Consider the following 16,152-nt stretch of genomic DNA (forward strand, 5'->3'; position numbering starts at 1 on the left):
TCCACTGGAGGTCAGTCATGGCACCCCAACCAACCCCCGCCGACAAGTTCTCCTTCGGCCTCTGGACGGTGGGCTGGCAGGCCCGGGATCCGTTCGGTGACGCCACCCGGGAGGCCCTGGACCCGGTCGAGGCGGTCAACCGGCTCGCCGAGCTGGGCGCGTACGGGATCACCTTCCACGACGACGACCTGGTCCCGTTCGGCTCCGACGACGCCGCCCGGGAGCAGCACATCGCCCGGTTCCGCAAGGCGCTGGAGGCGACCGGGGTCGTGGTGCCGATGGTCACCACCAACCTCTTCACCCACCCGGTCTTCAAGGACGGCGGCTTCACCAGCAACGACCGCGACGTACGCCGGTACGCGCTGCGCAAGGTGCTGCGCAACCTCGACCTCGCGGCCGAGCTGGGCGCGCAGACCTTCGTGATGTGGGGCGGCCGGGAAGGCGCGGAGTACGACGCCGCCAAGGACATCCGGGCGGCGCTCGACCGCTACCGCGAGGCGGTCAACCTGCTCGCCCAGTACGTCATCGACCGGGGCTACGGGCTGAAGTTCGCGATCGAGCCGAAGCCGAACGAGCCGCGCGGCGACATCCTGCTGCCGACGGTCGGGCACGCGCTCGCCTTCATCAACGAGCTGGAGCACCCGGAACTGGTCGGGTTGAACCCCGAGGTCGGGCACGAACAGATGGCCGGGCTCAACTTCATGCACGGGATCGCGCAGGCACTCTGGGCCGGCAAGCTCTTCCACATCGACCTGAACGGGCAGCGGGGGATCAAGTACGACCAGGACCTGGTCTTCGGCCACGGCGACCTGCTTAACGCGTTCGCCCTGGTGGACCTGCTGGAGAACGGCGGGCCGGAGGGCGGGCCCGCCTACACCGGTCCCCGGCACTTCGACTACAAGCCGTCCCGGACCGAGGACTACACCGGGGTGTGGGCGTCGGCGGCGGCGAACATGCGGACGTACCTGCTGCTCAAGGAGCGGGCGGCGGCGTTCCGGGCCGACCCGGAGGTGCAGGAGGCGCTGGCCGCCAGCAAGGTGGGTGAGCTGTCGACGCCGACGTTGAACCCGGGGGAGACCTACTCGGACCTGCTGGCGGACCGGAGTGCGTTCGAGGACCTCGACGTGGACGCGGTCGCGGCCCGCGGGTTCGGGTTCGTGCGGTTGAACCAGCTCGCGGTGGAGCACCTGCTCGGGGCTCGCTGAGCCTCCTGGCTCGCTGGCCTGGTCGGGGCGCGCGGCCAGAGCGCGCTCCGACCTCTCCGAGCCGTCCTGTGACAACCGTCGGTGAAGCCCAGAAGGAGGGCGTGAGATGGCGCTCGTTGCCGGGGTCGACTCGTCGACCCAGTCGTGCAAGGTGGTGATCCGGGACGTCGAGACCGGTGCCCTGGTCCGCAGTGGCCGGGCGGCGCATCCGGACGGGACCGAGGTCGATCCCCGGGCCTGGTGGGACGCGTTGCAGCAGGCGATCACCGAGGCGGGTGGGCTCGACGACGTGGCGGCGGTCGCCGTCGCCGGGCAGCAGCACGGGATGGTCTGCCTCGATGAGGCGGGTGAGGTCGTCCGGCCCGCGCTGCTCTGGAACGACACCCGGTCGGCGGGGGCGGCGAACGACCTGATCGAGGAGTCGGGTGGCGGCGAGGTCGGGCGGCGGACCTGGGCCGAGGCGGTCGGCAGCGTGCCGGTGGCGAGCTTCACCATCACCAAGCTGCGCTGGCTGGCCCGGCACGAGCCGGAGAACGCGGCGCGGGTGGCGGCGGTCTGCCTGCCGCACGACTGGCTGACCTGGCGGCTCGGTGGCGCGGCCGGGCTGGACGCGCTGCGTACCGACCGCGGGGACGCGAGCGGGACCGGATACTGGTCACCGGCGACCGGCGAGTACCGGCCGGACCTGCTGGAGCAGGCGTTCGGCCGGACCCTGGAGGTGCCGACCGTGCTCGGGCCGGCGGAGGTGGCCGGGCAGTTGGCCTGCGGTGCGGCCCTGGGGCCGGGGACCGGGGACAACGCGGCCGCCGCGCTGGGGGTCGGCGCGGTCGCCGGGGATGTGGTCGTCTCGATCGGTACCTCGGGGACGGTGTTCAGCGTCGCGGACACTCCAGCGGCGGACTCGTCGGGCACGGTGGCCGGGTTCGCGGACGCGACCGGGCGGTTCCTGCCGCTGGTCTGCACCCTCAACGCGGCCCGGGTGCTGGACGCGGCGGCGGCGATGCTGGGCGTCAGCCTGGACGAGCTGGCCAAGCTGGCGTTGGGCACACCGGCCGGCGCGGACGGGCTGGTGGCGGTCCCCTACCTGGAGGGCGAGCGGACGCCGAACCGGCCGCTGGCGACCGGGGCGGTGCACGGGCTGACCCTGCGGACGTCGACGCCGGGGCACCTGGCCCGGGCGGCCGTGGAGGGCATGCTCTGTGCGCTGGCGGACGGGCTGGACGCGCTGCTCGCCGAGGGGGCGAAGGCGAACCGGATCATCCTGGTGGGCGGCGGGGCCCGCTCCGAGGCGGTACGCCGGATCGCGCCGCAGGTCTTCGGGTGCCCGGTGCTGGTGCCCGAGCCGGGCGAGTACGTCGCGGACGGCGCGGCCCGGCAGGCCGCCTGGGTCGTCCAGGGCGGCGCCGAGCCACCCGCCTGGTCGGCCGGCGAGTCCCAGGAGTACGTCACCGCCGGCGTCCCGGCCATCCGTGAGCAGTACGCCCGGGCCCGTGACCTGATCCTGGACCGGCCGGCGGGTTAGCGACCACGTCCGTCCCCGATCCACGGTCCTATGGGCATCCACGATTGCCTATAGGACCGTGGATCGATGTTTGACACACTTCCTCTGGTCGGACTTCCGGCCCGACCAGGTGTGCGAGCGTGAGGGGACCGTGGATGGACGTGCCGACGACCGGCGAGGTGCGGGCGGATTCGGGGGAGCCGGCGGACCCCGCGGAGCCCGCGGACGAGCCCCGGGAGCCGCCGGGGCGGACGGACGACCCCCGGGAGCCGCCGGGGCGGACCGAGTCGGCTGGCGTCGCGGAGAAGCGGTCGTGGCATGCGGTCGCGGCGGTGCTGGAGTGGGGCCTGCTCTGGGCCGGAATGCTGCTGTTGGCGGTCTATCCCCGCCCGCCGATGATGGGCGACGGCCTGGCCCGCTACCAGGCCTTGCTCCAGTTGCTGGAGCAACGGCAGGTACCGGAGACGCCGTACTCGATGATCGGCCCGCTGTTCGCGGCTCCGCTGTGGGTCGTCGGCCGGTGGTACGACAACCCGCAGCCGATACTGGCGCAGTACAACGTGCTGCTCTTCGGGCTCGGGCTGGTCGCCCTGCACCTGCTGCTGCGCGACCGGACCGACCGCCGGTTGCTCCGCCGCTTCCTGCTGGTGCTGGTCGCCGGGAGCATGGCCGCCGTGCACGTGCAGGACTTCTACGGCGAGATGTTCACCGCGACGACCGTCGGGGTCGGGCTGCTCGCCGCCACACTGCCCGGGACGGGACGGTCGACCCGGCTCGTCGGCTGGCTCGCGGTGGTGCTCGGGGTCGCCAACACGCCCGCCTCGGTGGCGGCGCTCGGTCTCGTCGCCGGGCTGCTCTGCTTCCGGGAACGGCGCTGGCGCTACCTGCTGGTGCCGCTGGCGGCCGGGATGCTGATCGCCGGTGAGGCGTGGCTGCGCTTCGGCGACCCGCTGCACCGGGCGTACGCGGGCACCGGCGGCGGCCGGACCGTGATGCCGTACTCGGGGGAGACGGGTTTCTCCTATCCGCTGCTGCTCGGGGTGGTGGCGATCCTCTTCTCGTTCGGCAAAGGGCTGCTCTGGTTCACGCCCGGGCTGTTCCTGCCGGCCCGGCGGTGGTTGGCGGACCGGGCCGGTCGCGGCGTGGCCGGGGTCTGGCTGCTCTGGGTGGTCTTCGTGGCCGGCCTGGTACTGGTCTATGCCCCGTGGTGGGCCTGGTACGGCGGGCTGTACTGGGGGCCGAGGTTCTTCCTGATCGCCGTCCTGCCGGCCAGCCTGGCACTCGCGGTACGGCTGGGGGCGGCCCAGGCCGGCCCCTGGGCGAACCTGGCCACCCTCGCCGCAGTGCTGCTCTCGGTCTGGGGGGCCGCGAGCAGCCTGCTCTACGGGCAGCTCTGGCCCTGGACCTGCTACGACAACAACTACTACCTGGAAGCGCTCTGCCACTTCACCCCGGAGTTCAGTCCGCTGTGGTACCCCCTGGTGGTGGAACCGGCCCTGACCGGGTTGCAGCGGATCGCCCTCACCGGCTACGCCGTCGTGCTGCTCTGGCTGACCGCGCCGCTGGTCGGCCGGATCGTCCGGCAGGCGGGTACGGCGGTCCGGGGCGGTTGGTCGCGGTGGTCGCCGTGGGGTTGGCGCTGGTAGCCGCCGGCGAGATCCGCCGCCCCCGACAGCCCGGCCCACCCCTGCCGGCGCGGCCGGACACAGGGAACAGACACGGTGGGTAGTCGGATCGCCGCGAGGTGTGTAACTTCCTTACGGGCGGGTGGAACTGTCCGAGGAGGCCACTGATGGAGGAAGCCGAACGCGTCCGGCGGGCGGCGGTGTGCCGGGACGCATTCGAGTTGTTGCTGACCGGCGAGCCGGAGTCGGCCGCCGCACAGCTCAAGGGGCTCACCGAGGCGGCACCCGGCGCCCCGTACCGGACCGAGGCGGCGTTCCTCCTCGCGCTGGCGAAGGCGGTGCCGTACACGCACCGGCAACTGGCCGGTGGCGTGGACGCGCTGCGGATCGCCGCCGAGGCCGAGCATCCGGTCTACACCCCTGCGGCGAAACTGTTGCTCGCCGGGCACGCCACCCGGGTCGAGGACCACGAGCTGGCGAACCGGCTCTGGAACCAGCTCGCCGGGCCGTACCGGCTCGGGTACAGCGGGGTGGCGTGGTTCCACATCGCACTCGACCACGAGCGGGCCGGCGAGCTCGACCGGGCCCGCGACGCCATGGCCAAGGCGCGGGCCACCAGCGATCCGCAGTACGCCCCGAAGGCGATGAGCTGGATGATCACCTACTACAACGACCGGGGCCGGCACGACCGGGTACAGGCGCTGGCCGAGATCGCGTTCGACTTCCCGGACGATCCACTGGGGCTGGACCGGTACATGCAGCGGAACCACCAGGCGGTGCTCGGCCGGCAGAAGCTGCTCGACCTGGCCAAGCCGGCCGGGGTACTGGCCGGTGCCCAGATGCTCGCCCAGGCCAACGGGATCGAACACGATCCGCTGCCGGTGGCGCTCGCCGGCGATCTCCAGTGTCAGCCCACCCCGATGGCCGGGGTCGACCTGCCGTGGTTCGAGCCGTACCTGCGGCACCAGCCCGGCACCGAGGCGCTCTACACCGCGGCGCACCAGGCGCTCGCGTACGCCGACTACGTCTGCACCCAGGCCGCCATCCAGTACCTCGAACGGAACAACGGGCCGGCGAACGCTTTCCGCAACATGGTGCAGTACCCCACCCGGTTCCCCTGGGGACAGGTGATGCACGAGAGCATCCGGCAGCGCCTGCTCAACGTGCTGCACGCGCCCGACCACTTCATCCCGACCGACTGGGCGACGGTGCACGACCAGGACTGACCGCCCCGACTCGGATCCCTGCGTGTGCTCCTACTGCCCCCAACGGGGCAGTAGGAGCACACGATCGGCGGGTGCCGACACCGCACCTCGCCGAGGGTGCGTCCCTGACAGGTCCCGAGTTCCGCCGGGCGGTCCGGGCTGCCACGATTGACGCCAGGATCGCCCGGGAAGCAATGGCCGGGCAGCACGTCCCCACGGACACCTACGCCTGCCGAGAATGCGAACACGACTGGCCCTGCGCCCCGGCCCGCCTAGCACTGCTGATCGGCTTCGACGGCGATCGGGTAGGCCTGATGATGTACCTCGCCGCACACCTCGCCCGCGCCCTGGAATCGCTGCCCGACCGACATCCCGCGCTGATCGTCGCGCAGATCATCTACTGGGTGCCCCGGCGCCGTTGGCGCCGGTTCCGCATTCCCCGAAACGTCGGCACCGGCCTCCGCTTCCCGCGCATCACCCGGGACCGGCACCGACACGGAAGCACCCCGGGGCCACCGTCCCTCCCTATGGAGTGGCCCAGGGGTGCGACCCGGGTAGGGTGCCGGAGTTGGTCGCCACCGGAGCCGCCGGGGCTCGACCGGCAGCGGCAGCTTCGCCCGGAACAGTCGTGGCGTTTCGGCAGGCCAGCCCGGTACGACGATTCGCCGGTCCCGCGAATGGGTAGCAGCACCCCGACAGCCAACATCCCCCACGAGGAGGCGTGTCATGGGTATCGGCACCAGCATCTTCCTGATCGCGCTCGGCGCGATCCTCACCTTCGCGCTGAATATCAGCGTCGGCGGCCTGGACCTGGACGTGGTCGGCTGGATCCTGATGGCGGCCGGCGTGCTGGGTCTGATCATGACCACGGTGATCTGGAACAACCGGCGCCGCTCGGTCGTGACCACCACCGAGCCGACCGAGTATCGCCAGGTCAACACCACCGAGCCGACCGAGTATCGCCGGGTCGAGGAGCGGCGCGACGTGCTGCCGCCCCGGTGACGACGGCCCGGCGCTGTCGCCGAGGACGGTGGTGGTGGCGCCCGGGTCCGCCGCGATCTGCCGGACCGCGACGTCGGCGCGGGGTCGTCACGGCGACGGAACGGCAACGGGCCGGCTGGGGCGCGGGATCGGTGGCTGGGGCGCACCCCACACCCCAGCCGGCTACTCGAATAGCGTCGCCGGCCCGGTACGCGTCACAGCGCCCGGGGCCGGTACGCGGCGCAGCCGCCCAGGGCCGGTACACGTCACAGCGTCGGGGAACAGCCTTCGTGGCCGGTCGACGGCGTCCGGCACGGCGACCTGAAGGGCCCTGCGCGCGGGTCACCGTCCGTCGACGGTCCCGGCGGCCTGCGCGTCGGTACGCGTTCTCGCGGTCGATGGCCGGCGGGCCACCGGCCGGGCACCCGGGCGCGCCAGATGCGTCGGAGCGCGCCAACTGCGGATGAGCAGCGCGAGCCGTTTCGGGCGATCCTGGTCACTCAGCACCCAGCAGGTGGCGCCCACCACCATCGCGGTGGCCGCGAGGAGCGCGAGCAGCCCCGGCCAGTCCAGCAACGACAGGGTGGTGACCAGCCCGCCGCCGGCCACGACCGCGCCCGCCCGGCGCGCTGGCACGGCTAGTCCGCCTCGGTGCGCGACTGTCGCAGCGCGCGCCGGAGCGCGAACATCGACAGCAGCAGGCGGGTGGCGTAACCGAGCTGGTGCAGTCCGGTCAGCCGGCTCAGTTCGGCCCGGAACTCCTCCTGGTAGCGAGGGCGTTCCCGGGCCGGCAGGGCCTGCACGACGAGGCCGATCAGCCGGACCGCGGTGACGCCGGTGCGGGCGGCGATCCGGCGGCGAATCCCGCCGGCCGCCGGCGGCGGAATCGGGACGGCCACGTTGGCCGCCATCGGCCGCGCGACCTTGAGGGCCGCGTTGCCGAGCCGCCATCCCCGCAGGTAGGTGCTGGTGTTCCGGGCGATCGCCGAGGCTTCCCGGACGGCCGGCACGAGGGGCCGGTCCGCCCACGGCGCGTAGGGGCCGGGGTCGAGGCCCGGCACCCGGCGCGGCAGCGGCCAGTCCGAACTCACACGCCGGGCCGGCGGCCCCGGGTCGCGCCCGCCGGCCGCGCGCAGGCCGGCCAGGACCCGCAGCACCACCTCGTCGGCGGGGTCGGCGTGGCGCGGGGCGTTACCGACCGTGACCTCGTGCGCCTCCGCGGGCTGCCCGGGCCCGGTCACGGCTGCCCTCCGGCGAGCCCCGGCCGGAGCGCACCGAACTTGGCGACGCGCGCGTCGGCCTGGGCCAGGGCCCGGCGGGCCGCAACGGCTCCGTCCGAGGTGAGCGAGTAGTAGCGGCGGCGTGGGCGACCGACCTCGTGCGGGTCCAGATCCTCCCAGCGGGATTGCAGCCAGCCGAGGCTCTCCAGCCGGGCCAGGATGGGATGGATGGTGCCGCTGGCGAGCCCGGCGGCGGCGCAGAGCTCCAGCCCGTAGAACTCGCGGGACGGGTACTCCAGCAGGGTGCGCAGCACCGCCTGGGTGGGCAGCGTCATCCGGGGAGCAGGCATGCTCGTACTCTACCAAGCCCTAGCTAGAGTTCAACCTACCCGTCGGCACCGCGATCCGGGTCGACCGGTCGGCCCGGCACCCCGCGCGACCGTCACCTCGGCGTTACCTGATCCTGGTTGAGTGCCGGACATGCCGATCGGTGACCAGCGAGCCGCCCGAGGTGGGGGCCCGGTCCACCGGTTCTACAGCGTGGCGGTCTTCGTCGTGCTCGCCTCGCTGGACAACGTGGCGATCGGGCTGGTGCCGCCGCTCTACGGCTCCATCGCCCCGGCGCTCGACGTCGGCGTCGGCGCGATCGGCGCGGTCACCGCGACGAGTTTCCTGGTCAGCGCGGTGGCCGCGGTCGGCTGGGCGTACGTCGGGGACCGGGCCAACCGCAAGCCGCTGCTCATGGTCGGCACGCTGATCTGGGCCGCCGGTACGGCCGGCAGCGCGGTCGCCCCCACCTACCTGGCGTTCTTCGGTGCGCAACTGCTGGCCGCGATCGGGCTCGGCGCGGTCGGTTCGGTCGGCTTCTCCGTGGTCACCGACCTGGTCAGCCCGCGCCGCCGGGGAGTGGTGCTCAGCTTCTGGGGACTGTCCCAGGGCATCGGTACCCTGGCCGGCACCCTGGTCGGCGGCGTGCTCGGCGCGCAGGACTGGCGTCGCCCGTTCCTGCTGCTCAGCGTCGCCGGCCTGGTGGCGACGGTGGCCTACCTGCTCACCTACGACATCCGGCGCGGCCAGAGCGAGCCGGAGCTGACCGGCGCGCTGGCGGTCGGCGGGGACTACGACTACCAGATCAGCCGGGCCGACCTGCCGGGCATCCTGCACCGCCGGACGAACCGGTGGCTGGTGTTGCAGGGCCTCACCGCGCAGGTGGCGTTCGGCTCGCTCGTCTGGCTGCCGGTGCTGTTCCGGGAGCGGGCCGAGGCACAGGGCTACTCGTCGGCGACCGCGACCGTCGTGGGCAGCATCTTCGCCGTACTGTTCCAGCTCGGCGGGGTGCTATCGATCGTCGGCGGACTGGTCGGCGACGCCGCGCAACGGCGTACTCCCCGGGGGAGGGCGCTGGTCGCGGCGATCGGTGTGCTGGCGGCGGTGCCGTTCTACGCGGTGCTCTTCTTCGTGCCGATCCGGATCGACGTGCCCGACGGCGCCGGCGCCGGCGCGGTGGCCGCGGCCGTGCTCGGCAGCGTCCTCACCGAGCCGACGGTCGGGTTCAGCCTGCTCACCGCCCTGCTCGCGCTCGGCCTCACCTCGGCCAACTCGCCGAACTGGTTCGCGCTGATCGCCGACGTCAACCCGCCGGAACACCGGGGTACGGTCTACAGCCTCGGCAACCTGGTCAACGGGGTGGGCCGGGCGGCCGGCAACGGCCTGATCGGGGTGGCCGCCTCGGCGCTGCGTGCGGCCTTCCCGCCACCGCTGAACTTCGCGGTCGGGCTCGCCGCCTTCCAACTCTTCTTCCTGCCCACCGGGCTCATGTACTGGCTCGCCTCGCGCAGCGCCCCCGGGGACATCCGCCGGGTGCACGAGCTGCTCACCGCCCGGGCCGAGGAGGTCGCTCCGGCCGGCCTGACGGTGGGGAAGGGCCCCCACACAACAGAAAGCGATAAGAAGGGGCCCTTCCATTGAACCTTTTTCAACCTCCCCTTGCGGTCCGTCGGAGCGCAAGGTCGGACGCGGTGTGTGAGCGCCGCGTGGTTCAGGTTGACAAAGGTTCGTTCACCGGAGCCAGACCGTGACGTCGGTCGGCACCCGCCCGTCGGCGTCGAGCGGACCGCTGGCGTGCACCAGCTCGGCACCCGCCGGCAACTCGACCGGGTCGGCCCCGAAGTTGGTCAACACCCGCAGCTCCCCGTTGCGGAAGTAGAGCACGTCGTCCGGGCTCGACAGCCAGTACACGGTGCCGGACCCGAGCCGCAGGTCCCGGCGCAGCCGCAGGCTGGTGCGGTACAGCTCGTACGTCGAGCCGACCACCCCGCGCTGCCGGTCCAGGGCGTACTCGGCCCAGAGCGGCGGCTGCGGCAACCAACTCGCGTCCCCCGGCCCGAAGCCGTACGACGGGGCGTCCGCCTGCCACGGGATCGGCACCCGGCAGCCGTCCCGGCCCCGCTCGGTGTGACCGCTCCGCTGGAAGGTCGGGTCCTGCCGGGCCTCGTCCGGCAGCGTGGTGTGCTCCGGCAGTCCGAGCTCCTCTCCCTGGTAGAGGTAGCCAGAGCCGGGCAGCGAGAGCATCAGCAGGGTGGCCGCCCGGGCCCGGCGCAGCCCGACGACGGCGTCCGGCTGCGGGTCGTCGACGCCGATGCCCCGGGGCCGGCGGGTGCCGACCGGCAGCCCGAGCCGGCTGGCGTGCCGCAGCACGTCGTGGTTGGAGAGCACCCAGGTGGTGGGGGCACCGACCGCCTCGCTCGCGGCGAGCGAGCGGGTGATCACCGCGTACTGGACCGGAGCGGTCCAGGCCGCCTCCAGGTACTCGAAGTTGAACGCCTGGTGCATCTCGTCCGGCCGGACGTACCGGGCCAGCCGCTCGGCCGACTGCACCCACGCCTCGGCGACCAGGATCCGCTCGCCCGGGTACCCGTCCAGCACCCGGCGCCACTCCCGGTAGATCTCGTGCACGCCGTCCTGGTCCCACATCGGCGGGCGCGGCCCCTCGGTGCCCTCACCGCTGGTCGGCTCCACCGGCGGATGCGCGTCGGCCAGCTCGAGCTGCTTGACCAGCCCGTTCGCCACGTCCACCCGGAATCCGTCCACCCCTCGGTCCAGCCAGTACCGCAGGATGTCGAGGAACTCGGCGCGCACCTCGGGGAGGTCCCAGTTGAGGTCCGGCTGGCCGGGGTCGAAGAGGTGCAGGTACCACTGCCCGGCGCTGCCGTCCGGCTCGGTGACCCGGGTCCAGGCCGGGCCGCCGAAGACGCTGCGCCAGTCGTTCGGTGGTTCGGTGCCGCCGGGGCCGAGACCGTCCCGGAAGACGTAGCGCTGCCGCTGCGGGCTGCCCGGCCCGGCGGCCAGCGCGGCGGTGAACCACGGGTGCGCCGAGGAGGTGTGGTTGGGCACGAGGTCGACGATGAACCTCAGGCCACGGGCGTGCGTTTCGGCGATCAGCCGGTCGAGGTCGGCCAGCGTGCCGAAGAGCGGGTCCACGCCACGGTAGTCGGCCACGTCGTATCCGGCGTCCGCCTGGGGGGACGGGTAGAACGGCGAGAGCCAGACCGCGTCCACGCCCAACTCGACCAGGTGGTCCAGCCGGGCGGTGATTCCGGGCAGGTCGCCGACGCCGTCGCCGTCGGAGTCGGCGAACGAGCGCGGATAGATCTGGTAGATGACCGCGTGCCGCCACCACGGTCCGACCTCGGTCGGCAGGTTGCCCGGGAGCGGCTCGACGGCGGCGGTGGAGGACATCGCCTCGGTGCTGTTCAGGGTGCTCTCCCATCGGTCGAGGTGTGGTGTCTGCCACGTATCGAAGTCACTTTTCCCCGGGCGGGCCGGTCGAATCGCGTACGACGAGCCGGGTGGGCAGGATCACCGGCTCGGGTTCCTCTCCGGTCCGGGACAGACCGGCCAGCGGACCCAGCAGCGTACCGGCGGCGAGCCGGCCCTGCTCGGTCGCGGGCTGGGCCACGGTGGTCAGGCCGAACGCGCCGGCCAGGGTGTGGTCGTCGACGCCGATCACGCTGACCTGCTGCGGCACCCGTACCCCGGCGGCCCGCAGCGTGTTCAGCACGGCCATCGCCATCTCGTCACAGCTCGCGAAGATCGCCGTCGGCAGCTCGCCCCGGGCGATCAGTTGCTCGGCGGCCGACCGGCCACCGTCGGCGTCCGCCGGAGCCGCGATGCCGAGCCGGGGGTCGGGGTCGATCCCGGCGGCACCGAGGGCCTCCCGGTAGCCGCGGTGCCGCTGTAGGTGGGCCGGGTGGACGAGTTCGTCGGGGTCCCCCCAGACGCAGGCGATCCGCCGGTGCCCGAGGCTCAGCAGGTGCTCGGTGGCGGCCCGGCCGGCCGCCTGGTCGTCGATCCGGATGCTCGGCCACCCTGGCACCGCCGCCCCGGAGCTGACCGTGACCCCGGGCAGCGCCAGGTTGGCGATCGTGACCAGGTCGGCGGTGGGCAACGGCGTCGCGACCAGCATCGCCGCGTCCACCCGGTTGGGCAGGTTGGACTTGTGCAGCAGGCGCGTCCGGGCCCGCTCCCGGCCGCCGATGGTGTAGAGCAGCAGGTCGTAGCCGGCGGTGTGCAGGACCTCGTCGGCGGCCTCCACCACGGCACCGACGAACCAGGGGGTGATCCGGGGGACGATCACGGCGACGGTGCCGGTCTTGCCGCCGGCCAGCCGGGATGCGCTGGGCGACACGGTGTAGTCGAGTTGCTCGGCGGCGAGCAGTACCCGGATCCGGGTCGCCTCGGAGACCGTCGGCAGTCCGCGCAGCGCCCGCGAGACGGTGGCGGTGGAGACCCCGGCCAGCCGGGCCACGTCGTCGATGGTGGTCACGGTGACATCCTGATCCGGCCGTGCCGCCGGCCACGGCTGCTCCGGCCCGGGACCCGGCCGCCGGGCGGTGCGCCGCCCGACGGCCGTCGGCCCGCGAGGGCGGTCAGCCCTTGACGCCGCCAGCGAGCAGGCCACGCACGAAGTAGCGCTGGAGAGACAGGAACACGATCAGGGGTACGACGATCGAGACGAACGCGCCGGAGGTGAGCCGCTGCCACTCGTTGGCCCGGGTACCGGCCAACTCGGCGAGGCGTACGGTCAGCGGTGCGGTCTCGCTGCCGCCACCGGCGAAGATCAGTGCGACCAGCAGGTCGTTCCAGACCCAGAGGAACTGGAAGATGCCGAACGCCGCCAGCGCCGGCAGGATCAGCGGCAGCACGATGGAACGGAAGATCTTCGGATGGGTGGCGCCGTCCACCCGGGCCGCCTCCATCAGGTCCTTCGGGAGCTGCGAGATGAAGTTGTGCAGCAGGAAGACGGCGATCGGCAGGGCGAAGCAGGTGTGTGCGAACCAGACCTGGAGGAACTTCTCCTCGTCGTCGAGGTTCCACGCCGGCATCAGCTCGACGCTGCCCAGGCTGACCCCCTCGGAGAAGAAGCTGAGCAGCGGGACCAGCGCCATCTGCAACGGCACGATCTGCAACGCGAAGATGCCGATGTAGATCCAGTCCCGTCCCTTGAAGTTGATCCAGGCCAGCGCGTACGCGGCCAGCGCGGCGAAGGCGAGCGGGAAGAGCACCGACGGGATCGTGATCACCAGCGAGTTGACGAAGTAGCCGGCGAGCTGCCCGGAGATCGCCGACCGGCCGAAGAGCACCTGCTGGTAGTTCTCCAGGGTGAACTGCGGGTTGGTGAAGGCGGTCCACCAGCCGGTGCTCTTGATCTCGTCCTCGGGCCGGAACGACGAGACGAACAACCCGAAGGTGGGCACCGTCCAGAGCACCGCGATCAGGATCGAGGCGGCGGTGGCGTACGGGCTGTTGAGCCGGCGGCGGATCCGGCCGACCCGGGTGGCCGGCGGTGCCGCCGCGGACTGCGTATCGGCCAGCGCGGGAGGAGTGGTGGTGGTCATCTCAAACCTCCCGCTGCTTGCGCAGGTTGCGGATCTGGTAGATCACGATCGGGATCACCAGGACGAAGAGGACGACGGCCAGCGCCGACCCCTGGCCGGTCTGACCGAACCGGAACGCCTGGTTGTACATCTCGTTGGCGATCACGCCGGTGTCGAAGTTGCCGTTGGTGGTGGTGCGGACGATGTCGAAGACCTTGAGCGTGGCGATCGAGACCGTGACCACCACGACGATCAGGGCCGACCGGATGCTCGGCAGGGTGATCTGCCAGAACATCTGCCAGGGGTTCACCCCGTCCAGCCGGGCCGCCTCGACGACGTCGTTCGGGATCGCCTTGATCGCGGCCGAGAGCACCACCATCGCGAAGCCGGCCTGGATCCAGATCATGATCACGATCAGCAGCAGGGTGTTCAGCGGTGGGTCGTTGAGCCACTGCCGGGGCTCGCCGCCGAACATCACCCAGACCTGGTTGAGCAGGCCGATCTGGTCGTACTCGGCGGAGCGGTAGGCGTAGACGAACTTCCAGATGATGCTCGCGCCGACGAACGAGATCGCCATCGGCATGAAGATCAGTGCCTTGGCCACCGCCTCGAACCGGGCCCGGTCGACCAGGACGGCGTAGACCAGCCCGACGGTGGTGGCCACCAGCGGGACCAGGACCACCCAGATCAGGGTGTTGGTGAGGATGCCGAAGATCTCGTCCTGGGCGAACATCCAACGGTAGTTGGCCAGCCCGACCCAGTTGTCGCTGCGGCCGTCCATGAAGGACAGCACGGTGGTGCGGATGGCCGGTACGACCAGGCCGATCGCGAGCAGTGCCAGGGTGGGCAGCAGGAAGAAGAGCGCGAGCCCGCCCTCCGGGCGGTTCACCACCGAGCGGCGGCGCGGTCGGGGACCGCCGGCGGTCGCCGGGCCCTGCGCCGAGGCCGCGACCAGCGCCGCCTCGCGGCGCCGGGCGAACCAGTTGGGTACGACGTCGAGCAGCACGAGCAGTCCGCCGACCACGACCGCGAAGGCGATCAGGCCGTAGAGCAGCATGAGCAGCTTTGGTGCCTCGTCGGCGAAATCCATCAGCGCCTCCAACGCCACGACGGTCGGATAGCCGACGGTCCGGCTCGCAACGCAGCGAGCCGGACCGTCGGGTTGTCACTTCGGCCAGGAGCCTTCGACGTAGTCGAGGGTGCTCTTGGTGTCCTTGCCGTTGACCCAGTCGATCATGCCCTTCCAGAGGGTGCCGGCACCGACCGCGGCGGGCATCAGGTCGGAGCCGTCGAACCGGAAGACCGCGCCCTTGTCGAGCAGGACCTCCATCGACAGCTTGTCGACCGCCTGCTCGACCTTGCTCACGTCGAGCTTGTTGTTCGGCGAGATCCAGTTGCCGAGCCCGGCCCGCGAGTTGGCGTACTCGCCGGTCATCAGGTACTGCCGGACGGCCTGTACCGCCGGGCCGTCGGTGAAGGCCACGGTGAACTCGCCACCACCGAGTACCGGCTTGCCCTTGGCCGGGTCGACCGCCGGGAAGTAGAAGGCGTAGATGTCGCCGTCCGGGCCGATCTTGGTGCCCTCGGGCAGGTAGTTGGCGTAGAAGTTCGCCTGCCGGTGCATCGAGCACTGGCCCTGGAGGATCGGCAGGCCGCCCTCCTGGAACGGGGTGGTGGTGAGGCTCTTCACGTCACCGTAGCCGCCGTTGACGTACTTGGGGTTCTTGAGGACCTGGCCGGCCTGCTCGACCGCCTGCACCACCCGCGGGTCGTTGAACGGGATGGCGTGGGTGGTCCACTGGTCGTAGACCTCCGGCGGCTGCGTACGCAGCATCAGGTCCTCGATCCAGTCGGTCGCCGGCCATCCGGTGGCGTCGCCCGACTCCAGCCCGACGCACCACGGCTTCTGGTCCGTCGCCGCGATCTTGTCGCTGAGCTCCATCAGCTGCTGCCAGGTGGTCGGCACCTGGTAGCCCTTCTCGGCGAACGCCTTGGGCGAGTACCAGACGAAGGACTTCACGTTCGCGCCGAGCGGCGTGCCGTAGAGCTGCCCGCCGACGGTGGCGTACTTGAGCCAGTCGGCTGGGTAGTTCGCCTCGGCCAGGCTCTTCTGCTCCGCCGTCATCGGCTTGAGCTTGTTCGCCTCGGCGAACCGGGCGAGCAGCCCGGGCTGCGGGATGAAGGCCAGGTCGGGCGGGTTGCCGCCGTCCACCTGGACCTGGAGCTGGGCCTCGAACTCGCCGCTGCCGTCGTACTTGATCTCGATGCCGGTGCAGTCCTCGAACTGCTTCCACGACTGCCGCAGCAGGTCGGCCTCGGTGTCCCGGATCGACGCGTAGATGGAAACGCTCTCGCCGTCGTGCCCCTGGTAGGCCGAGTACGGCGCGCACTCGGCGGAGTCGGGGTCGAGCCCGCTGTCACTGTCGCCGGAACAGGCGGTGGCGCCAAGTGCCAAGGCCAACACACTGGCGATCGCGAAGGCCTGGCGTGGTCTGGACTGGACCGCCATGCCGTCCTCCTTTCGTGCCGGCGTGCCGGT

14 protein-coding genes are annotated in these 16,152 nt (G+C 71.9%); 6 read left to right on the forward strand and 8 right to left on the reverse strand.

Annotated elements, in window-relative coordinates:
* Positions 1–17 precede the first annotated feature (17 nt).
* From xylA to ABNF97_RS08500, 5 genes are all read left to right on the forward strand, one after another.
* The gene (gene xylA, locus ABNF97_RS08480) at positions 18–1,205 is read left to right on the forward strand and encodes a xylose isomerase (RefSeq protein WP_130462287.1); all 1,188 of its coding nucleotides are present in this window, start codon (positions 18–20) and stop codon (positions 1,203–1,205) included.
* Between the two features lie 106 nt (positions 1,206–1,311).
* The gene (gene xylB / locus ABNF97_RS08485) at positions 1,312–2,727 is read left to right on the forward strand and encodes a xylulokinase (RefSeq protein ID WP_349338172.1); all 1,416 of its coding nucleotides are present in this window, start codon (positions 1,312–1,314) and stop codon (positions 2,725–2,727) included.
* Positions 2,728–2,861: 134 nt separating this feature from the next.
* Positions 2,862–4,352, forward strand: coding sequence for a hypothetical protein (locus ABNF97_RS08490; protein WP_349338173.1), 1,491 nt, complete (start codon positions 2,862–2,864; stop codon positions 4,350–4,352).
* Positions 4,353–4,498: 146 nt separating this feature from the next.
* Positions 4,499–5,557 (forward strand): hypothetical protein, encoded by a 1,059-nt coding sequence (locus tag ABNF97_RS08495; protein ID WP_130462290.1) that lies wholly within the window; start codon positions 4,499–4,501, stop codon positions 5,555–5,557.
* Between the two features lie 705 nt (positions 5,558–6,262).
* On the forward strand, positions 6,263–6,538 hold the full coding sequence (locus ABNF97_RS08500; RefSeq protein ID WP_130462291.1) for a DUF6458 family protein: 276 nt from the start codon (positions 6,263–6,265) through the stop codon (positions 6,536–6,538).
* Between the two features lie 321 nt (positions 6,539–6,859).
* On the opposite strand, the gene ABNF97_RS08505 is transcribed toward ABNF97_RS08500, so the two are convergent.
* The 3 genes from ABNF97_RS08505 to ABNF97_RS08515 are packed head-to-tail and all read right to left on the reverse strand — an operon-like array spanning position 6,860 to position 8,087.
* Complete coding sequence (locus ABNF97_RS08505; RefSeq protein WP_130462292.1) at positions 6,860–7,153, reverse strand: hypothetical protein; 294 nt, start codon at positions 7,151–7,153, stop codon at positions 6,860–6,862.
* 2 nt (positions 7,154–7,155) lie between these two features.
* Positions 7,156–7,758 (reverse strand): hypothetical protein, encoded by a 603-nt coding sequence (locus tag ABNF97_RS08510; RefSeq protein WP_130462293.1) that lies wholly within the window; start codon positions 7,756–7,758, stop codon positions 7,156–7,158.
* Positions 7,755–8,087: a PadR family transcriptional regulator gene (locus ABNF97_RS08515; RefSeq protein ID WP_349338174.1), complete on the reverse strand. Its 333-nt coding sequence runs from the start codon at positions 8,085–8,087 to the stop codon at positions 7,755–7,757. Before ABNF97_RS08515 ends, ABNF97_RS08510 begins: the two co-directional genes overlap by 4 nt.
* 130 nt (positions 8,088–8,217) lie before the next feature.
* On the opposite strand from ABNF97_RS08515, the gene ABNF97_RS08520 reads away from it, so the two are divergent.
* Positions 8,218–9,705 carry an MFS transporter gene (locus ABNF97_RS08520; protein WP_130465870.1) on the forward strand — a complete coding sequence of 496 codons (1,488 nt, stop codon included), beginning with the start codon at positions 8,218–8,220 and terminating at the stop codon, positions 9,703–9,705.
* 90 nt (positions 9,706–9,795) lie between these two features.
* Here the strand turns inward: ABNF97_RS08520 and ABNF97_RS08525 are convergent, their stop codons facing one another.
* The 5 genes from ABNF97_RS08525 to ABNF97_RS08545 form a co-directional block, all read right to left on the reverse strand.
* Entirely contained in the window at positions 9,796–11,475 is a 1,680-nt protein-coding gene (locus tag ABNF97_RS08525) for a glycoside hydrolase family 13 protein (RefSeq protein ID WP_349338175.1), read from the reverse strand.
* Between the two features lie 64 nt (positions 11,476–11,539).
* Positions 11,540–12,562 carry a LacI family DNA-binding transcriptional regulator gene (locus tag ABNF97_RS08530; RefSeq protein WP_349338176.1) on the reverse strand — a complete coding sequence of 341 codons (1,023 nt, stop codon included), beginning with the start codon at positions 12,560–12,562 and terminating at the stop codon, positions 11,540–11,542.
* A gap of 103 nt (positions 12,563–12,665) precedes the next feature.
* Complete coding sequence (locus tag ABNF97_RS08535; protein WP_130462296.1) at positions 12,666–13,634, reverse strand: ABC transporter permease subunit; 969 nt, start codon at positions 13,632–13,634, stop codon at positions 12,666–12,668.
* Position 13,635: 1 nt separating this feature from the next.
* A complete protein-coding gene (locus ABNF97_RS08540; RefSeq protein WP_349338243.1) occupies positions 13,636–14,703 on the reverse strand; it encodes a carbohydrate ABC transporter permease in 1,068 nt (355 codons plus the stop codon).
* Positions 14,704–14,778: 75 nt separating this feature from the next.
* On the reverse strand, positions 14,779–16,122 hold the full coding sequence (locus ABNF97_RS08545; RefSeq protein ID WP_349338177.1) for an ABC transporter substrate-binding protein: 1,344 nt from the start codon (positions 16,120–16,122) through the stop codon (positions 14,779–14,781).
* Positions 16,123–16,152 lie beyond the last annotated feature (30 nt).

The organism is Plantactinospora sp. B6F1 (assembly GCF_040120695.1).
GTDB lineage: Bacteria > Actinomycetota > Actinomycetes > Mycobacteriales > Micromonosporaceae > Plantactinospora.

Coding starts and splice junctions, on each gene's coding strand:
- xylA (WP_130462287.1), top strand. CDS start 18: ATGGCACCCCAACCAACCCCCGCCGACAAGTTCTCCTTCGGCCTCTGG.
- xylB (WP_349338172.1), top strand. CDS start 1,312: ATGGCGCTCGTTGCCGGGGTCGACTCGTCGACCCAGTCGTGCAAGGTG.
- ABNF97_RS08490 (WP_349338173.1), top strand. CDS start 2,862: ATGGACGTGCCGACGACCGGCGAGGTGCGGGCGGATTCGGGGGAGCCG.
- ABNF97_RS08495 (WP_130462290.1), top strand. CDS start 4,499: ATGGAGGAAGCCGAACGCGTCCGGCGGGCGGCGGTGTGCCGGGACGCA.
- ABNF97_RS08500 (WP_130462291.1), top strand. CDS start 6,263: ATGGGTATCGGCACCAGCATCTTCCTGATCGCGCTCGGCGCGATCCTC.
- ABNF97_RS08515 (WP_349338174.1), bottom strand. CDS start 8,087: ATGCCTGCTCCCCGGATGACGCTGCCCACCCAGGCGGTGCTGCGCACC.
- ABNF97_RS08520 (WP_130465870.1), top strand. CDS start 8,218: ATGCCGATCGGTGACCAGCGAGCCGCCCGAGGTGGGGGCCCGGTCCAC.
- ABNF97_RS08525 (WP_349338175.1), bottom strand. CDS start 11,475: ATGTCCTCCACCGCCGCCGTCGAGCCGCTCCCGGGCAACCTGCCGACC.
- ABNF97_RS08535 (WP_130462296.1), bottom strand. CDS start 13,634: ATGACCACCACCACTCCTCCCGCGCTGGCCGATACGCAGTCCGCGGCG.
- ABNF97_RS08540 (WP_349338243.1), bottom strand. CDS start 14,703: ATGGATTTCGCCGACGAGGCACCAAAGCTGCTCATGCTGCTCTACGGC.
- ABNF97_RS08545 (WP_349338177.1), bottom strand. CDS start 16,122: ATGGCGGTCCAGTCCAGACCACGCCAGGCCTTCGCGATCGCCAGTGTG.